10 protein-coding genes and 1 tRNA gene are annotated in these 17232 nt (G+C 56.2%); 5 read left to right on the forward strand and 6 right to left on the reverse strand.

Features of this window, described 5'->3' with window-relative positions; translation table 11 throughout:
• Positions 1-29: 29 nt before the first annotated feature.
• Positions 30-971, reverse strand: a complete 942-nt coding sequence (locus BXY39_RS17675) for a complex I NDUFA9 subunit family protein (RefSeq protein WP_121940236.1) — start codon at positions 969-971, stop codon at positions 30-32.
• 284 nt (positions 972-1255) lie between these two features.
• Here BXY39_RS17675 and BXY39_RS17680 point away from each other — a divergent pair.
• Positions 1256-1342 (forward strand) — tRNA-Leu (locus BXY39_RS17680).
• A 122-nt stretch (positions 1343-1464) separates the two neighbouring features.
• Here the strand turns inward: BXY39_RS17680 and BXY39_RS17685 are convergent.
• Positions 1465-1938: a GIY-YIG nuclease family protein gene (locus BXY39_RS17685; RefSeq protein WP_170163937.1), complete on the reverse strand. Its 474-nt coding sequence runs from the start codon at positions 1936-1938 to the stop codon at positions 1465-1467.
• A 309-nt stretch (positions 1939-2247) separates the two neighbouring features.
• Here BXY39_RS17685 and BXY39_RS17690 point away from each other — a divergent pair, with 309 nt between their 5' ends.
• Positions 2248-4713 carry a nitrate- and nitrite sensing domain-containing protein gene (locus tag BXY39_RS17690; protein ID WP_121940238.1) on the forward strand — a complete coding sequence of 822 codons (2466 nt, stop codon included), beginning with the start codon at positions 2248-2250 and terminating at the stop codon, positions 4711-4713.
• Positions 4714-4751: 38 nt separating this feature from the next.
• On the opposite strand, the gene BXY39_RS17695 is transcribed toward BXY39_RS17690, so the two are convergent.
• Complete coding sequence (locus BXY39_RS17695) at positions 4752-5243, reverse strand: Lrp/AsnC family transcriptional regulator (protein WP_211332327.1); 492 nt, start codon at positions 5241-5243, stop codon at positions 4752-4754.
• Between the two features lie 140 nt (positions 5244-5383).
• Between BXY39_RS17695 and BXY39_RS17700 the strand changes: the two genes are divergently transcribed.
• Positions 5384-5641, forward strand: a complete 258-nt coding sequence (locus BXY39_RS17700; protein WP_121940240.1) for a DUF6356 family protein — start codon at positions 5384-5386, stop codon at positions 5639-5641.
• 35 nt (positions 5642-5676) lie between these two features.
• Positions 5677-6753 (forward strand): YeiH family protein, encoded by a 1077-nt coding sequence (locus tag BXY39_RS17705; RefSeq protein ID WP_121940241.1) that lies wholly within the window; start codon positions 5677-5679, stop codon positions 6751-6753.
• A 45-nt stretch (positions 6754-6798) separates the two neighbouring features.
• On the opposite strand, the gene BXY39_RS19420 is transcribed toward BXY39_RS17705, so the two are convergent.
• From BXY39_RS19420 to BXY39_RS17715, 3 genes are all read right to left on the reverse strand, one after another.
• Entirely contained in the window at positions 6799-6954 is a 156-nt protein-coding gene (locus BXY39_RS19420; RefSeq protein WP_170163938.1) for a hypothetical protein, read from the reverse strand.
• A 125-nt stretch (positions 6955-7079) separates the two neighbouring features.
• Positions 7080-8738 carry a glycosyltransferase family A protein gene (locus tag BXY39_RS17710; RefSeq protein ID WP_170163939.1) on the reverse strand — a complete coding sequence of 553 codons (1659 nt, stop codon included), beginning with the start codon at positions 8736-8738 and terminating at the stop codon, positions 7080-7082.
• Positions 8722-10302, reverse strand: coding sequence for a DUF6212 domain-containing protein (locus BXY39_RS17715; RefSeq protein WP_147453629.1), 1581 nt, complete (start codon positions 10300-10302; stop codon positions 8722-8724). Before BXY39_RS17715 ends, BXY39_RS17710 begins: the two co-directional genes overlap by 17 nt.
• A 318-nt stretch (positions 10303-10620) precedes the next feature.
• Here BXY39_RS17715 and BXY39_RS17720 point away from each other — a divergent pair, with 318 nt between their 5' ends.
• On the forward strand, positions 10621-17172 hold the full coding sequence (locus tag BXY39_RS17720) for an Ig-like domain-containing protein (protein ID WP_121940244.1): 6552 nt from the start codon (positions 10621-10623) through the stop codon (positions 17170-17172).
• The last annotated feature ends 60 nt before the right edge of the window (positions 17173-17232 follow it).

Below are 17232 nucleotides of genomic sequence, written 5' to 3' on the forward strand. Positions count from 1 at the left end.
CGGGCAGTCCATGAAATCGGTTTTGGCGATCAGATCTTGGAAAATTGACCTTTCGGCCGGTACTGCACCATATATTTCGGCAACAGCGACGAAATAGGGTCCGGTGTAATGCCGAGGTGTTTGAATGTTTTGGCACCGTCGGAGACGATATTGTCCGTCTGTAACTGACGCACTTGGTCCAATGTCAGCTGCGGATTGGGCAACAGGCCCATCATCATGCCCGACAGGCTGGCCAGTCCCGATGGCATACGGACGATGGGACGGTGAACACCCATGTGATCCATCATCAGTTTCAACATCTGCCGGAATGTATAAATCTGCGGACCGCCAAGCTCGAAGGTCTGACCGGCAACGCCCTTACCCCCGTCCACGGCCCTGACAACCGCATCAGCCACATCGGTGACGCATACAGGCTGAAACCGTGTCTCTGTGCCGGGCACCATCAAAATGGGTAGCATTTTCGCCAGCTTGGCGAATCTGTTGAAGAAACCATCCTCGGGCCCGATGACTAGGCTGGGCCGCAAAATCGTCGCCTGTGAAAAACCGTCCCTAAGGGCTGTTTCCCCTTGCGCTTTGGTCTGGGCGTAAGCAGCGGCGGATTCAGCACTGGCGCCGATTGCAGACACATGGGTCAGCGTCGTGGCGCCCGCGTCTTGCGCAGCTGCCGCGATGACACCCGGTGCCACGGCATGAAGCGCATCAAAGGTCTGCTTGCCGCTGTTGTGCAGAACGCCGACCAGGTTGATTACCGCATCGGCGCCTGCCACCGCCTGCGCGACACTGTCGGCATTGCGGATATTGCAGGCAACGGGCTTGACCTGTCCGACATCGCCCAGGGGTTTCAGAAACAGGGCTTCATTGGGGCGGCGCACCGCCACCCGCACCCGGTCGCCCCGTGCGGCCAGCCGCTGGACCACATACCGGCCGATAAAACCCGACCCGCCAAAAATCGTGACAAGTTTTCCAGCCATTGACCTTTAACTCCCATGGCAATCCGTATTCCATACACTCCGCCAGTCTTGGCGGAAGCTCGTAAACGCCAGCTTTTCAGCCGGAGGGCGCGCGCATCATAGGGACCGTTACGCGCAAGCGCAATGTCGTGAATGGACGCTATCATGAAAGGCCGCCGGCCGGCCATATCCAACTATCCGCCGCAATGCGAAGCCCGTCTACGCGCATGCTTTTCCCCCATCTGTGATCTGTGCTTGACAGGGCCGGGCGGAAGCCTCTATACGCTTCGCACCTTTTCCAGGGTGCCCAGGTGGCGGAATTGGTAGACGCGCTAGCTTCAGGTGCTAGTGACCGTATGGTCGTGGAAGTTCGAGTCTTCTCCTGGGCACCATTCCTTCTGAAGTTGAGCGGTTGCTTACGTCCCTGAAACAGGGGTGCTTGGTCTAGCAACAGCATTCTCTGTTCGGTTACGCGCATTTTGCGATGGCGGGTGTTTGGGTCATACCTTGGCCATTACATGCGCCTTAACAGATGACTGTGGCAGACAGTGCAGTCCGTATTGCCGAACCCTTTTGCGGCAATTGTGAACCGCTGTGATGCCAGAAGATGGCCCACAAGGTCGCATTCCCGCCCGTTCGTTACCGCGAAGCCTGCCATCAGCGATGCATTTACGGTCAACCGGTCGATATGCCAGTGGATTTTTTTTCGGTGTCTGAAATGACGTTTAAGCCGCGCGCGTATGCCACCACTGCCCCTCGCACTGCCTGCGTAGAAATACCAGGCAGGCTTAAAGGATATCGTATCACGACCGGGCACAGCCACACGGGCAATGGCCGCAAGCCTGAGTGCCAGGATATAAGCACCCTTCCGGTTGCCAAGGGCCTCGACATCATCGGCACCGACCCAGGTGCCGGCAACTCCCGCAGCGGTGAGTGCACTATGTGCCTGGTCTAGGTCTTCCGATATTGTTGCCGCATTCTTATCCATGGGGCCGTGTATCCCGCTGTTCCTTGATCGTCCTCGGTTCGTGCAGCCTGGCTCTGAGTCGGACCAAGGACCGTATATCCGCTGCGTATCATATTTCAGCCGAGTAATCCGGTCCTGGGTGTCCGTGTCTTCCCGATCGTGACGGGCCCCTTCACAAGGGGGCATAAAGTGCCACTTTAAAATGGTCGTTACAGGTCGATATATTGCAGTGTGCACAAGTCATGGGTGTTCAAGAGGATGAGTCCTGTCCAGGGGAGAAACTTTGGTTACAATGGTCGTAACCTTCCGTGAATCTTGAGGAAAGCCTTCGTGATCAGCGCTTTGAATGCATTGTCTATCCGCAGCCGTTTGCTCGTTATCGTTGCTGTCTCGCTGGCAAGCGTTTTGCTGTTGAGCCTGCCAACCATCCTGAGGGCACAGCAGGATAGTTCGGATGCCAGTCGCACGCTTGACGGTGTGATGCTGGCGGATGCTGCAAGCGCCCTGGTCCATGAGTTGCAAAAAGAACGCGGTACCAGTGCAGGGTTCATCGGTGCCGGGGGTGTCGGCGTCTTTGCCACGCGCCTGAGGAGCCAGCGCAGCGATACCGACCGCAAACTGTCAGCATTTCAGGAAACATTGTCGCAAGAGACAGTGCGCAGCCTGTTTCCGACCAAGATAGATGATATTGAACGCCTTCTTGCCGATTTGTCCGCAAAACGCCGCGCCGTCGAGACTGAGGAGATCACGGTCGCCGGCATGTCGTCCTATTATACAGGGGTTATCGCACAGCTGCTCAGCCTGTTCGCGGATGTAACGGCATCCAGCACCGACAGCACCGTTGCCGTTTCAGGCAGCGCGCTTCTTGGACTGCTGGAAGCAAAGGAACGGGCCGGCCTTGAACGGGCCATGGGGGCAAACGGTTTTGGCGTGGGGCAATTCGCCCCCGCGATTGGAGAGAATTTCCGTCGGCTGATCGCCCAGCAGGAGGCTTTTTTCCACTCTTTCCGGGCCCTTGCCCGCCCGTCCGCCCTGGAGCGGCTGGATGCAATCCTGACCGGCGCGGAGTCGAAAGCCGTGGATAGGTTGCGCGATATTGCGCTGACCAGTTTTGAAACCGGCGACACGCAGGGCGTGACCGGGGCACAGTGGTTCAAGGCCAGCAGCGACCGGATCGATAGGTTGTATCTTCTGGAAAAGGACCTGTCCTCGCAATTGAAAGTGAGGGCCGGCGGGCGCCTGGCCGATGCCCGCAGCCAGCTTTTGATGACATTTTTGCTCGACGCGCTTGTCGTCATCCTGTTGCTCGGCATTGCCATGATGTTCAGTGAGAGTATCCGGCGGCCTATTCACGATCTCATCGCCGCGACCAACAAGGTATCAAAGGGAGAGTTTGATACGGATATTCCCTATCAGACCTACCGAAGTGAAATCGGGTCTTTCGCGCGCAATCTCCATGCATTCCGGCTGAATCTGGAAAAGATGGAAGAATTGCGGCTGAAGCAGCAGGAGGAAGCGCATAAGGCGCAAGAGCAGGAGCGCCAGCGTCTTGAGAATGAACGGCAACACGCGTTGCAGCAACGTATCGATTCCCAGAAAGCTGCTGCGGAACAGCAAAAAGCGGTCTCGGCCGGTTTGACGGAAATGGCGGATGTCGTCGAAACCGAGTTGACCGCCATGATCGAAGAGGTTTTCCAGATCTCCAAGAAGGCCGCGGAAAGCGGGGAAAGTCTAGTCCGGTTGACGGGTAAGGTGAATAAGGAAGTGGAATCAGCCCGCAACGCGTCAGGTTCGGCGGCGCAGAATTCCCAGTCGGTCGCATCTGCGGCCGAAGAACTCAATGCATCGATCGGAGAAATCACCACGCAGGTGGAAGGGACCCAGGCTTTGGTCGAAAAAACCAGCGCCGAGGCGGATGAGGTGCGAAACTCTCTTTCCGGTCTGACAGATGCGGCCCGCCGGATTTCAGGGGTCATTACAATCATTGGCGATATTGCCGAACAGACCAATCTTCTTGCCCTGAATGCGACGATTGAGGCCGCCCGCGCCGGCGATGCCGGTAAAGGTTTTGCCGTGGTCGCATCGGAGGTCAAATCGCTTGCGAATCAGACAGGCCGGTCATCCGGCGAAATTCAGCAGTTTGTCGAGCAGATGCAGCAGGAAGTGGCCCGTTCCGTCAGCGAGATTGAGCAGATTGCCGGACGTATGGCACAAGTGAGCGAACGCAGCAGCGCTGTCTCGGCCGCCGTGGTTCAGCAATCGGCAACGACGGAGGAGATCGCGCGTGCCGTTCAGTCCGCGTCATCCAGTGTGGATGACGTTTCAAGTCAGATTTCCACGATTGCGATGGAGACAGGCAGTCTCAGCGATATTGGCGAGGAACTTGGCGGCATCACTGATCAGATTGAAAGCAGTCTTGTCGGCCTGAAAGACCGTTTGACCACAGTGATCGATGAAAACAGGCGCCGTGCCGAAAGACGCCGCACAGTTCGCGAGGAGATACATGCTCCCAAACCACCTATCGTGCTTCTCTTTGATGACGGGAGTGAGGTGAATGGCATGCTGGTAGATTATTCGGAAACCGGTCTGCAGGTGGTTCACAAAGGGGCATCTGCGCCCATGACCGATACCCTTGCAGACCTGACGCTGGCGGGGCTGGATATGAGATGCCGGGTGATCTGGGCACAGGATGACCGGGTTGGCTTGGCTTTTGTCGAGCCTGAAAAAGCCGCCGTGCTGATCAAGAGCCTTGACCGGGCACCCGGTGTCAAAACCATGCTCAGGGCTGCCTCCTAGGCGCTGCCGATACCGTACCGGAGACTTGTTATAACCGGCTAACCTTTTGGAGTGTGGCGGCCGGTTTGCGTCCTTGCATACTCCAGAGGCAGTTCCGTGGTTTCCTTGAGCCGTTCCATGGAAAAGCTGACGCTGACGTCCGATAAATCGGCGATCTTGATCAGTTTTTTATAGATGGCATCATAACCGGCCATATCCGGCGCGACGATTTTCAACAGATAGTCCACATCCCCCGTCATGCGGTGACATTCGACGATTTCAGCGATATTTTGCACCCCTGCGCTGAAAGCCGTGAGCCAGGCCTCGGTGTGATGGGCAGTGCGGATTTGCACATATCCAACCAGTGGCAGCCCCAGCGTGTTCGCGTCCAGAAGGGCAACCCGTTTGCGGATGATGCCGCGGTCTTCCAGTTTCCGGATACGTTTCCAGCAGGGGGTCTGTGAAACCCCGGCGCGCTCGGCAATATCGGCGATGGACCCTGTGGAGTCTGCTTGCAGTGCCGCCAGAATCTTCTTGTCTATGACGTCCAAATTATTCTCCATTTCAGGTATTTTATAAATAAATATTAACTTATAATAACAGAAATCGATGATGATTGGGAGGATTATGACATGGATTTGCGATATTATATCTTTCAGATTTTATGAGGTCAGTTTCCAAGGATTGATTGATGCGACATTTGTTTACAGAGCATCCGGCGACGGTCGGCGAGACGTATGGCGAGCATATGGGAAATGCTCTGTCCTTCGGGATTGAACTGATCCTGGCCGGATTTGCCTGTCTGCTGCACGGTGCTTTTCCTTTTCTGTTTGAAAAAACCGGCAGCAATGCGGTGCGGCGTCTGTATAAAAGAATGGTGACACACCGCGACAAAAGGATGTCTTCCCCCCATGCCATGGCGACCGGCAGGATTGAGGCCGCTGAATGATCCCGGCCATCGCCTGACGGGACGCTGAGATTTTCATGCGGCAGGATGCAAACGCGCCGGGCCGGCGCCACGACTTGCGCAGTGTTCTGCTGTCAGCGCGCGATGGGCTGACTCGGCTGGCGCCCGGTCTTTTTTTGACTGCGCTGATCGCCATGGCATCGGCCTTTATCGCGGGACATCACGGCGGGCCGGTCATGCTGTATGCGTTATTGTTCGGCATGGCCTTCAATTTTCTGGCCGGAAACGAAAAATGTGCGGCCGGTATCACCTTTTCATCCCGCACATTGCTTCGTATCAGCGTGGCCTTGCTGGGGGTGCGCATCACGCTTGGTGACGTTGCCGCCCTGGGTCCCATGACGGTATTGCTGATCATCGGGGGGGTGGTTTTTACCATCGGTGCCGGTTGGGCGGTTGGGCGTGCCTTCGGTCTCAGGTCCGATCATGCTGTCCTGTCAGCGGGGTCCGTTGCCATTTGCGGTGCCTCGGCCGCGCTGGCCATTGCTGCCGTTTTGCCACGCCATGAAAATGCCGAGCGCAACACCATTTTGACGGTGGTGGGTGTAACCACCCTGAGCACCGCAGCCATGGTCCTGTATCCGCTGATCACCGAGACGCTGGGATTTGATGACCGCGCTGCGGGCATTTTCCTGGGCGCGACCATTCATGATGTGGCCCAGGTGGTCGGTGCCGGTTACATGATTTCCGATACGGCTGGTGAAACCGCCGCCGTTGTCAAGCTGATGCGCGTGGCCTGTCTTGTGCCGGCGGTGATGGCAATCGCCCTTGTGTTTCGGCGGGATGGACGGGGCGAAACGGACAGCGATATGGCGTGGCCGGTGAACACACCTGTGCTGCCGGCGTTTCTTGTGGGGTTTGTCATTCTGGTCCTGGCCAACAGTACCGGCATGATACCTGCGATAATCGCCGACAGTATGGGGGCAGGGTCCCGCTGGGGTCTTTTGATCGCGGTGTCTGCTTTGGGGATAAAAACATCCCTGAAGGATATTATTTTTGTTGGATTTGCGCCTGTCGCCGTTCTTGTTGTGCAGACAGTATTATTGGCGATATTTGCGTCCTGTGGCCTGTTGTTTGTCTGTTGGCTGGCAGGTTAAAAAAACAGGGTTTGACCTTTGCAGCCATTAAAATCTGTGCGGTGGTTAAGAAACATGTAGCCGTGCATCATCTTGCAGCTTTTCAGCCGGAATGCCGCGCCCGGCCAGTGTTGTCTTCAAAGCCTTATCTTGGCTGAGATTGAGAATGCCGTCCAAACCGTGTTCAAAGGATACGATCTGATCAACAAGGCTTCGGCGCATACTATCTGCCGGCCAGTTGCCATTGGGTATGTAAAGGTAGCTCTTCGGACGGCCATGCAATGTGCCACCGCATAGGTGAAACAAAGTAGTACCCGGCATCAGGATAAGAAAGTCACAACCGGCTGCTAGGACATGTGCTTGCTGCGATACGGCTTCGGGTATATGTGATGCCAAACTGTCGAGAAAGGGGGGATTGGGCTGACCTGTCCACCCTGATGGAACAGGACATCATCGACAGAGGCCAACTCAGGATGTCGTTTAAAAAAATCGTTTGAAAATGCGTCGTCTATTTCCAGGATAACGCGCAGCCGTGTATCGTTGTTATTGAGATTACGGCATAGCCGCATCAGATCCTGGGCAGTTTTGGATATACGAAGCAGTCGCAATGGTATTGTCACCGCGACACTTGGCATGTCGGTGTGCGGTAAGTAAGGCAGGATAGTCTTCTCCCGATCAACCGGCATCAGTGCTGTTGACAGGCCCGAGCGCTTTGCTGCTCGATCCGGTGCGGGAGCCCGCCGCGCCAGATGGCCTAAAGCGGGTTGCTTTTCCTGCCTATGTTTCAGAAAGCGTTCAATCCGCTTTGCCCCTATCTCTGCTGTCAGATCACTGTTGCCCACAGGCTCCGGCAGCCAGGAAATCTTAAGCTGATCGGCTTTTTTAAATAGTTCGATAGTCACCGAACTTGGGTGCTGCCATCCATCATCCGGCAAGGAAAGGAAGGTGCTGTGCACACCGGTTTTATTGGTGGCTGTCATGATAACGGCAGTTTGTGGTCGTGTAACCTGTAGGATATGGAAAAACCAGCGAGTGAAAGCGGAAGACCGCAGTTCGAAAAACGTTTCTTCGGACATGGCGAAGACAAACCTGACAGAGTCAAGCACCGATCCTTTCACGCCGTTTGCTTCTTTTTGTAGGCGCTGTCCCGGCATCTTTGGGTCCAGACCCAGCCACCCGTCATTCGTATCGGTGAAAAGGACAGCAAAAGGTGGTGCCTCCCGGTGAATCAGTGCAGCCAGTGTGCTGTAGCGGAAAAGGTCTTTGTGTCTTTGTTCCAGCTGTCGGCGTAGTAATGGTGCCCGGCGGCTTGCCGTGGTCAGCATGCTCTCCCCACGAACTCTGTATTCGAATCCACATAAGGCGGCACGAACGCCCCATAGATTCTGTTTCAGTGCCGAAAGCCAGAAGTCCCAGTCTTCAAAACCCTCTTTCAGTTCTTCGCAGAACCGTAACCCGGACTTGAGCGGGCGGGTGCGTACCATGGAGCCCGCTTCGCATATATTGGCAGTCAAATGATCAAAAGCGCTGTAATGGCGGGCAGTCACAATGGTCTGGCGTCCTTCCATTCCGGACAGGGCACCGAACCGCGTAATGTCCGGATAGGCCCAGCCCGCCTCAGGAGCAGCGTCCAGTTGCCGTACGAATGAGGCCATGCTGCCCGGTCGCAGGCGATTGTCCGCATCCAGAAAATAGACGAATTCCAGCTTCGGGAAAGTTGCAAGTGCGATGTCGATGCCGTGATTGCGGGCTGCCGACAGACCCTGATTACGTTGAGATATCGCAATTACCCGCCCCCTGCCACGCTGTAGCAGCATATTCGCTACCGACCAGGTTTCACCATTTGGACAGCCGTCAATCACCAAGATGACCCGGAAGTCCGGACAACCGCGTTGCTCCAGTGCCGATAACACTGCTTCGGCCATTAGCCGTGGATGGCCGAAGCAAGGCACGATAATGGCAAGACGGACACTTGCAGGTGATCTGAGGTCAGCGGTCTTGGACATCCTTCTCATCCGTTTCAGGCACAAGATACCGCAGCGATCGCCACGCGGTTGCCGGCGGTGTCACTGCCCTTTCGGTAAAAGCACCGAGAAACAGGCTGTAAACACCGGCGCCAAGGCCATGGCCGGGCAGAATAAGTCTGGTCTCTGTCGTGGATTGCATGCGCCAGATACCAAAACGCATCTCTGTATCATCTTGTATGCCCGCTTCTGACGGCCAGGCTGCCACTTGAGTTTCCAGTGATTGTAGCGCAGCCGTGCGTTCATCCGGTGTAGCCGGAACCAGAGCGGCAACCAGGGCAAGCGGTACGCCAGTATTCTCGGTCTTGATATCGACGGCAAACAGGCCCGCGCCGCCAAGGTGACTGACGGGAATGGCCACACCGGTTAGCCTGCCCTGTACCGGGCGGATCGTCATGGCGTCCATTTTTGGATTGACGGCAATAACGGGTGTGCCGAATGTTTTTTCCGCCACATCTTGCACTGTCTTGACCGGGATGGTGTGGATGGGGCTGCTTGCCCCCATTATGTCCAACGGTTGTACCAGAACAGGTGGTGTGAGCGGGCCCATGGCCTGTGTATTTGGTGTGGGTAAATATTCGCCGCCAAGGCCTTTTATAATGCGCAGCGCCAGTGAGATCTTCCCGTTCCGGGTACCGAATTCGGTAGGGGTGGCCTTGGCGAGTGCAATGCGGGGCATCGCACCGCCACGCCACTTGATTGCCAGAATGACATCGCAATCCCACGCGGCGGCATGGCTGCCGGCGAAAGGCGCCGTATTTAGTGCGGTCCAGCCGCGACTTTTGGAGTCGATATGAACACCCCCTTCCATAAGTGGGGTTTCATCCGTCGCGTCGAGCAACCGGTAGTCCAGGTGGCAGGAATCACTGTCATTTGCCGCATTGGTCTTACCTGCATAATAAATCTCTAATCGCTGCAAGCCCAGACCGCGTGTGGGGAGTATTTGCCGAAAAGTCCAGCCGGTGTCACCACGATCAGGCATTACCACTTTTTTACCGGGCGGCAGCGCCGTTGCCAGATAGCCGTCAAGCCCGGTCAGGGCTGCAAGGGCCCGGCGTGCACGATAGCGAGCCAAGTCAGCAACCTCAATTTCGCGTCTGAGAGCGAAGGTTTGTGCTTCAAGTTCGCTGGCCCGTGCATGCCAGCGTTGGGCGGCCTTACCGCGTATTGACAGAATTTTCGCCATAAGTTCGGCATCATCGCCCGTGCGATACATAAAGAAACCCGGTGGGTTCCCCTGACTAATGGTGTCGTAACGTGTGCGCCACGCGGTCAGAAGGTTCTGTCTTTCTTCATCGACGATGAAAAAGGCCAAGCCCACGGGTAATATGTCAACCGGTACCGGTAAAATCTTGCCGCCGTCATCACTTTCAGCGCCCTGCCAATCTGTCAGGAATTCATCTTCCGATAAGCACAGTATTGTTTCGGCACAGGCGGATAACCAAGGGCAAGCGCGCAGTATAGACCGGCTGACGATTGCTACATCAGGTTTTGAAAACAAAATATTGAAGGCTGTGAGACTGGCCGTCATTCTAGGGTCGGTCATCGTTTTTCCTGAATTAAAGACAGCCTTTATTTTATTGTATTATTTTTTTATTTCTTTGTTTTTTGTTTAAGGGCAATAGCTAGAGGTGATATTTGAAATTATTAGACTATTAATTCAGAATAAAAATTTTAATAAACATAAAGTTGACATTATTGCGCTGATCATGAATTTTCGCGATTATTCTTTTTAAAGGCGATTTAACAGCTTATGATTGCTAATTGGGTAAGTCCCATGGACCATTTTTGGGTTGAGTCGACAAGCAAACCCGAGCCCTTTTTGCCTGCCCTGTAAGCAGATTTCAAGTTCGGAGACAGTTTCATGAGTGGTATCCCCGATTACTCAGCGTTCGGTACTTCTGATGATGATCAGATATTCGGTACCATCGGATTTGATAGTATAAACGGCGGCGCAGGTAATGACACCATTGTGGGCGCTAACGATGGCGACATTCTGATCGGTGGGCTGTGCGACGACCTGCTGATTGGCGGGACTGACGGTATTGACGCTGACAATACCGCAACCGGCAGCCCGAACGACAGCGGCGATACCCTGATTGGCGGTGACGGCGACGACACGCTTTATGCCGATGATCCGGATTTCTCCGTTATCAATGGCGACTCCGCCAATGGAGATTTGTTGCTCGGCGGTGATGGAGCCGACAGGTTGTTCGGCAGTTCGGACGCGGACGGCGTTGCCGGCCAAACCTTCACATCCGGTTCGGGGACGGCGCTCGTTTTCGATGCCAGTGGCCTGATTACTCGCGGCGGTCTGTTCGGGGGTAATGGCAATGACGAGATCAACGCCCGTGCTGGGGCCGACATCGCCTTTGGTGGCAGCGGCAACGACACGTTCGATGGTGGTTCCGGCAATGATGTCCTGGCCGGCGAAACAGGCGACGACAGAATCTTCGGTGGTTTTGGCGACGACACACTGGCTGGCGGCGATGATAGTGACACTCTGTTTGGTGGGAGCGGCAATGATCTCCTCTTCGGCGGTGCTGACGACGATAATATTGACGGCGGCGACGGTAATGACACTTTGTTCGGCGGGGCCGGCAACAATACGCTGGAAGGGGGTGCCGGCAGCAATCTGATCGTTGCCAGCGGGGCTTCCGATTTTATCCTTGCCAGTACGTCGTTGGACAGCCTCGTCGGCAGCAGCGGCGATGACACGATTGACGGCAGCGCAAGTGTATCCACCACCGTCGATTATTCGAATGCGGGCAGCGGTGTCGTCATCGATCTGGGTGCCGGTATCGCCACATCGGACGGCGATGGCGGCAGCGATATTCTGATCGGGGTGGAGCGTGTAAGCGGTACTCTTTTCGCGGATTCGATCACCGGTTCTTCAGGCGACGATTTTATCTCCGGTACAGGCACGCGGTTTGTCTCCAGTACCAGCGGCAGTGACACATTGTCCGGTCTTGCGGGTGATGACACACTTCAGGCGGATTTCGGCAATCATTTCCTTTTTGGCGGTGAGGGTAACGACGTTCTGTCCAGTGATGGCGGTTTAAACCTGCTCTCGGGCGGCAATGGGGACGACGTGTTGACCGGAGGCGTCGGCAGCGACACCCTCATGGGTGGCGCTGGCAATGACACACTCAATGGTGGTGCGGGTTTCAATGTTCTCCTTGGGGGAGAGGGCAACGACCTGTTGGTAACGGACGGCGGCTCGTTTGACAGCCTTACGGGCGGTGCGGGTGACGATACACTGGACGGCACAGCCAGCGAGCGGGCGACCGCCAATTACGCCCAGGCCGCAAGCGGCGTTACCATCGACCTGGCGGCCGGTACTGCCAGCAATGACGGCGACGGCGGCAGCGACGTGCTGATCGGGATTGATTATGTCAGCGGATCGGCCTTCGCCGATGCGATCGCCGGGTCGGCTAACGGCGACACCCTTTCCGGCAATGCGGGCGATGACACCATACGCGGCAATGCGGGGGATGACAGGCTTCTTGGCGGTACAGGCGCCGATGTTTTCACGGGCGGTGCAGGCAACGATACGCTGGAGGGGGGCGCTGGTATTGATGAGGTCGACTATTCCGGCATCGTTCAGGCTGAAGGGGATACTTTCGGTGTCCGTATTTCTCTGGTCAGTGGCATCACGAATGATGATGGCGAAGGCGGCACGGACACGTTGATCAGCATCGAAAACATCCGGGGCTCTTCTTACAACGACTCCGTATTCGGTGACGCGCAGAACAATATCGTTTTCGCCGGCAATGGTAATGACTTTATCGCAGCAGGCAATGGTGATGATCAACTTTATGGTGAAGGCGGGCACGATACCCTGTGGGGCGGCATCGGTGACGACAGTCTCGTCGGCGGTGAGGGTGATGACTCCCTCCAAGGCTTTAACGGTGACGATACGCTCTTTGGCGGCACTGGCAATGACACACTCTTTGGCGGTAATGGCGACGATGTGCTCGATCTGGGGTCAAACAGCACGGATAGCTTCGAACATGGCTATGCATTCGGTGGTGCCGGAGATGACTTACTGATCGGTACCGGCGCAGGTACGTGGTTCAGTACGTTTGACGGCGGTGCAGGCAACGATACTTTGGACGGTTCGGCTGGCGATGAAGATTGGGTTGATTACTCAAATATCGGCGAATGGCCAGGAGAAGAGCCTTTCCAATTAAATGGAAGTACAGATGGCGTCTTTGTCGACTTGGCTGCCGGTGTTGCGAATGACGACGATGAAGCCGGCAATGACATCCTGATCGATATTGAGAACGTCTGGGGATCCCTGTTTGATGATACCGTTTATGGTGATGATCAAGACAACTACTTGGACGGTGCACGTGGTAACGACTTCTTTGACGGACGCGGTGGCGACGATAAGATTTATGGCGGGCGAGACAACGACACAATCCGCGGAGGCAATGGCGATGACACGATCGCCGGCAATGCACATAATGATCATATCAGCGGTGGCGCTGGTGATGACATAATTATTGCTGGTCCCGGCGCAGATACAGTCATTGGCGGTGATGGCAATGATACTGCAATATACAGCCGGGATCCGGGAACGTATAGTTCCGTTATCGTTGATCTTGCCGCAGGCCGTGCACTAAGCGATGGTGTTGCACGTTTCGAAGAAACCGAATCGGTCGATATTCTGTCAGGTATTGAGAATGTCGAGATTTCCGACAGGCAGGCGAGCACGGATGATTTCCTGTCAGGTGATGGACAGGCCAATAGGCTTTCCGCCGCGCTGGGTGACGATATCCTGCAGGGGCGCGATGGTGATGATACGCTTCTGGGCGGGGATGGCAGCGATACGCTTGATGGCGGTGCTGGTGCCGACCTGTTGGCAGGTGGCGGAAATGATGACGTTTTCCTAGGCATTCAGGGGCAGGACACTCTTGACGGCGGTGACGGCACCGACCGTCTGGTGCTGGAGGGTACCAGTACGGACTATGCGGTGACGGTCACTGGGGACGGCGCGGCGACTATTGTGGACGCTGACGGTGCCACCTCGACCCTTTCCGGCATTGAGACGATCCAGTTCAGCGACCGCAGTGTGAGCGTCAGCGCATCCAATACGGCCCCTTCGGCGGTCGATGACACAGCCGCGACGGATGAAGACGACAGCATCACGCTCAACCTGTTTGCCAATGACAGCGATGCCGAGGGCAATGCACTGACGCTTGTTTCCGTCAATACGAGCGGTACCAGCGGTATGGTGACCATTGTCGACGCCGAAGCCGGAACGGTCAGCTATGATCCTGCGGGCGCCTTCAACGGCCTGAGTGTCGGGCAAACTGCCAACGACACTTTCACCTATACGGTCAGTGACGGCCTGACGATCGATACGGCGACGGTGACCGTGGCGATCAGCGGGACCGGTGGTATTTCCGTCGCCTTGCAGACGATTGAGGAAAACGATCTCGGTGCCACGGTCGGGACAGTGCAGATCGGAGGACAGCCTCCGGCAGCAGGTGATGTGGTCAGTGTAGATGATAACCGTTTCGAAGTGCTGGCTGATGGGACGATCAAGCTGCTTGACACCCAGTCACTGGATTTTGAAAGCGAGGATTCCGTCGATCTCACGATCACGGTGACAAGCGGCGGTTTGTCTGAGGAAGTCGACATCACCGTGAATGTCACCGATGTGGCCGCAGGCAGCGCGCAGGACGGCTATATTACCAACGGCTTTGTCTTTGCCGATGCGGACGGCAGCGGCACTTATACTGCGGGTGAGGATTTTGCCATTACGGATGCTGCGGGACGGTTTGAATTGCCCAGCACCGCGACGGGTGATGTGGTTCTGCTGGGTGTGCATCCCACGGGCACGGCAACGGCCGGTCAAACAGCAACCGACCTGACGACCAATCTGCCCTTTGCCGGTACATTGCGCGCGCCTGAAGGCTCAACCGTCGTTACGCCGGTGACAACGGTTATTGCGGAAATTGCCGACACAAATGGCGGCAATGTTACCGCTGCGGAAGCGGATGTGGCGGCAGCCTTCAACCTTTCGAACGGCGTGAGCCTGACCAGTTTCGATCCCATACAAGCTGCCTTGCAGGGGGATGCGGATGGGGAGGCGATTTTTGCCGTCGGCAGCCAGATATTGAACACCGTCACTCTTGCGGCCAGTGTTGCCGAAGGTGCCGGTGCGGCCGGCGACACGGAGGGCGCTGCCTTTGAGGCGATTGCCTCACAGGTGGCGACGGCGGTATCCGGGGCGTCGACAGTCGATCTGGCCGATACGACAACGGCGACATCCATCGTGACCGATACGGCAAACACCGCATCGGGCAACGATGCCACGGTTGTCGGCAATGTTTCGGCGGTGGCAAGTGACGCGGCAACCGTTATCACAGCCACCAATACCGAGGTGGCGGATGTTATCGCCGCAAGCGACGGCGCGACCTCTATTTTGGATGTGGCGCGCGTGTCCAATGTCGCCCAGGGCGATGCGTCCGCACAGTTGCAAACAGCGACCGCTGGCGGCGATGCCTCATCCGTGGCAACCAGTTTCTCGGGTGCCAATCTGGATACGGCGTTGGCAAACGCCACGGTGGGCGCGATCGAGCCGGGCAGAAGCCTGATCGGTACGGCGTCTGCCGATACGCTGACCGGCGGCGGTGGTGATGACACCATTACCGGCAGTGCCGGCAATGATATCATATCCGGTCTGTTCGGGGACGACCGGATCAGTGACGGGGAAGGCAACGATACCGTTACCGGCGGCGAGGGCAGCGATACATTTGTGGTGAACGGGGCCTCAAGCCTGACCATCACGGACTTTAATAGCGATCTCGACACCCTTGACCTGAGCGGTACGGCAAATGGGTTTTTGAATATTATCGACATTGTGGATGCATCGCAGACGGTCGGCAGTGATGTAATCGTAGATCTCGGCGATGGCGAAACCCTGACGCTTACCAATACTTCCCTTGCCAGACTTGTCATGGCGGATGCGGATAATCGTATCTCTTATGAAGTCAATGCCTTACCCACGGCCAGCGATGGTACGGCCGCGGGCACGGAGGATACGGCGTTGACCCTGGGTGTGGCGGATTTCGGTTTCAGCGATACAGACACCGGCGACACACTGCGGTCGGTTGAAGTTGTCTCCGCGCCGCAGGGGCTGGCCCTGCTCGGTATCCAGGTTGCTGACGGCCAGACCATCGATGCCGGGGACATCGCGGCCGGGCGGCTTGTCTTTACACCGGTGGCCGATGCGTTTGGCAATGCCGGGACAATCAGTTTCCGTGTGAATGATGGTAGCCAAAGCTCGATATCAGCCAACACGCTGACCTTAAGTCTGGCGGCGGTCGCCGACGCAGTCAATGACAGCGCGTCAACCGATGAGAATACGGCGGTGACTGTTGATGTCCTGGCGAATGACACTTTTGAGGGTACACCCAGCCTGACTTCCGCCAGCGTTACATCCGGCAGTGGATCCGTGGCCATCGTAGGCAATCAGATCGTGTTTACGCCGACACCCTCAAGCAGTCTGTTTACAGGGGATACGGCGGCGGCTGTTGTTTCATACGTGGTGACCAGCGGAGGTGTGACTGAAACCGCAACTCTGTCGGTTAATATCAGTGGTGTGGGCACACCGCCGACACCAACCCCATCCACGCCGACACCCGATCCGGTACCTGTTATCGTGACGGATGCTAGCGATGCGTCGGATGTGTTTCAAACCGGCAATGCCGCCGACCGCATTCTGGCCGGGGCCGGTGACGACCGTGTTGAAAGCGCTGGCGGTGCCGACCGTATCAATCTTGGTGACGGTAATGACTATGCCGATCTGGGTGGTGGAAACGATATCGTTTATGCCGGACGTGATGATACGGGCGATGATACCATTCTTGGGGCATCAGGTAATGACCTGATGGGGGCCGGTCGCGGCAATGATATCATTGAGGGCGGTACCGGAGCCGACACCCTTTTTGCTGGTGCCGGTGACGATAACCTTGATGGTGGTGATGGGACAGATGCCCTTTATGGCGGCAGTGGCAATGATACACTGGATGGGGGTGCGGGTTCCGACCTAATCTTCAATGGTGCCGGCGACGATATTATTCTTGGTCAGGACGGTGATGATACCCTGTGGGGTGGAGCCGGTGACGATACTCTTACCGGTGGCGGTGATGCGGATGTCTTTATTTTCGGGCGCACTGCCGGTAATGATGTGGTGACCGATTTCGAGGCTGGTACGGATATCCTGAATTTGCGGTTTGCCAGTGCCGGTTTTGCCAGTGTCAATGATGTGATTAATGCGGCATCCCTTGTAACATCGGGAACCGGTTCGCCAGGTGTGCGAATTGATCTTGGTGCCGGTGAAAGTGTGTTGTTGCAAGGGTTGACCTTGAGCGATCTTTCTTCAGTAACAATCCTTGTTTAGTGGCAGAATTGAAACCTTATTAAGAAATTATCAAGCCCCCGACGTATTGTTGGGGGCTTT

Source organism: Eilatimonas milleporae (assembly GCF_003688555.1).
GTDB classification, from domain to species: Bacteria; Pseudomonadota; Alphaproteobacteria; order Sphingomonadales; family Kordiimonadaceae; genus Eilatimonas; species Eilatimonas milleporae.

What these genes read in the sequence shown, in the direction of transcription:
- BXY39_RS17675 (WP_121940236.1), bottom strand. Translation starts at nt 971, where the DNA reads ATGGCTGGAAAACTTGTCACGATTTTTGGCGGGTCGGGTTTTATCGGC.
- BXY39_RS17715 (WP_147453629.1), bottom strand. Translation starts at nt 10,302, where the DNA reads ATGACCGACCCTAGAATGACGGCCAGTCTCACAGCCTTCAATATTTTG.
- BXY39_RS17685 (WP_170163937.1), bottom strand. Translation starts at nt 1,938, where the DNA reads ATGGATAAGAATGCGGCAACAATATCGGAAGACCTAGACCAGGCACAT.
- BXY39_RS19420 (WP_170163938.1), bottom strand. Translation starts at nt 6,954, where the DNA reads ATGCGCCGAAGCCTTGTTGATCAGATCGTATCCTTTGAACACGGTTTG.
- BXY39_RS17700 (WP_121940240.1), top strand. Translation starts at nt 5,384, where the DNA reads ATGCGACATTTGTTTACAGAGCATCCGGCGACGGTCGGCGAGACGTAT.
- BXY39_RS17710 (WP_170163939.1), bottom strand. Translation starts at nt 8,738, where the DNA reads ATGTCCAAGACCGCTGACCTCAGATCACCTGCAAGTGTCCGTCTTGCC.
- BXY39_RS17705 (WP_121940241.1), top strand. Translation starts at nt 5,677, where the DNA reads ATGCGGCAGGATGCAAACGCGCCGGGCCGGCGCCACGACTTGCGCAGT.
- BXY39_RS17720 (WP_121940244.1), top strand. Translation starts at nt 10,621, where the DNA reads ATGAGTGGTATCCCCGATTACTCAGCGTTCGGTACTTCTGATGATGAT.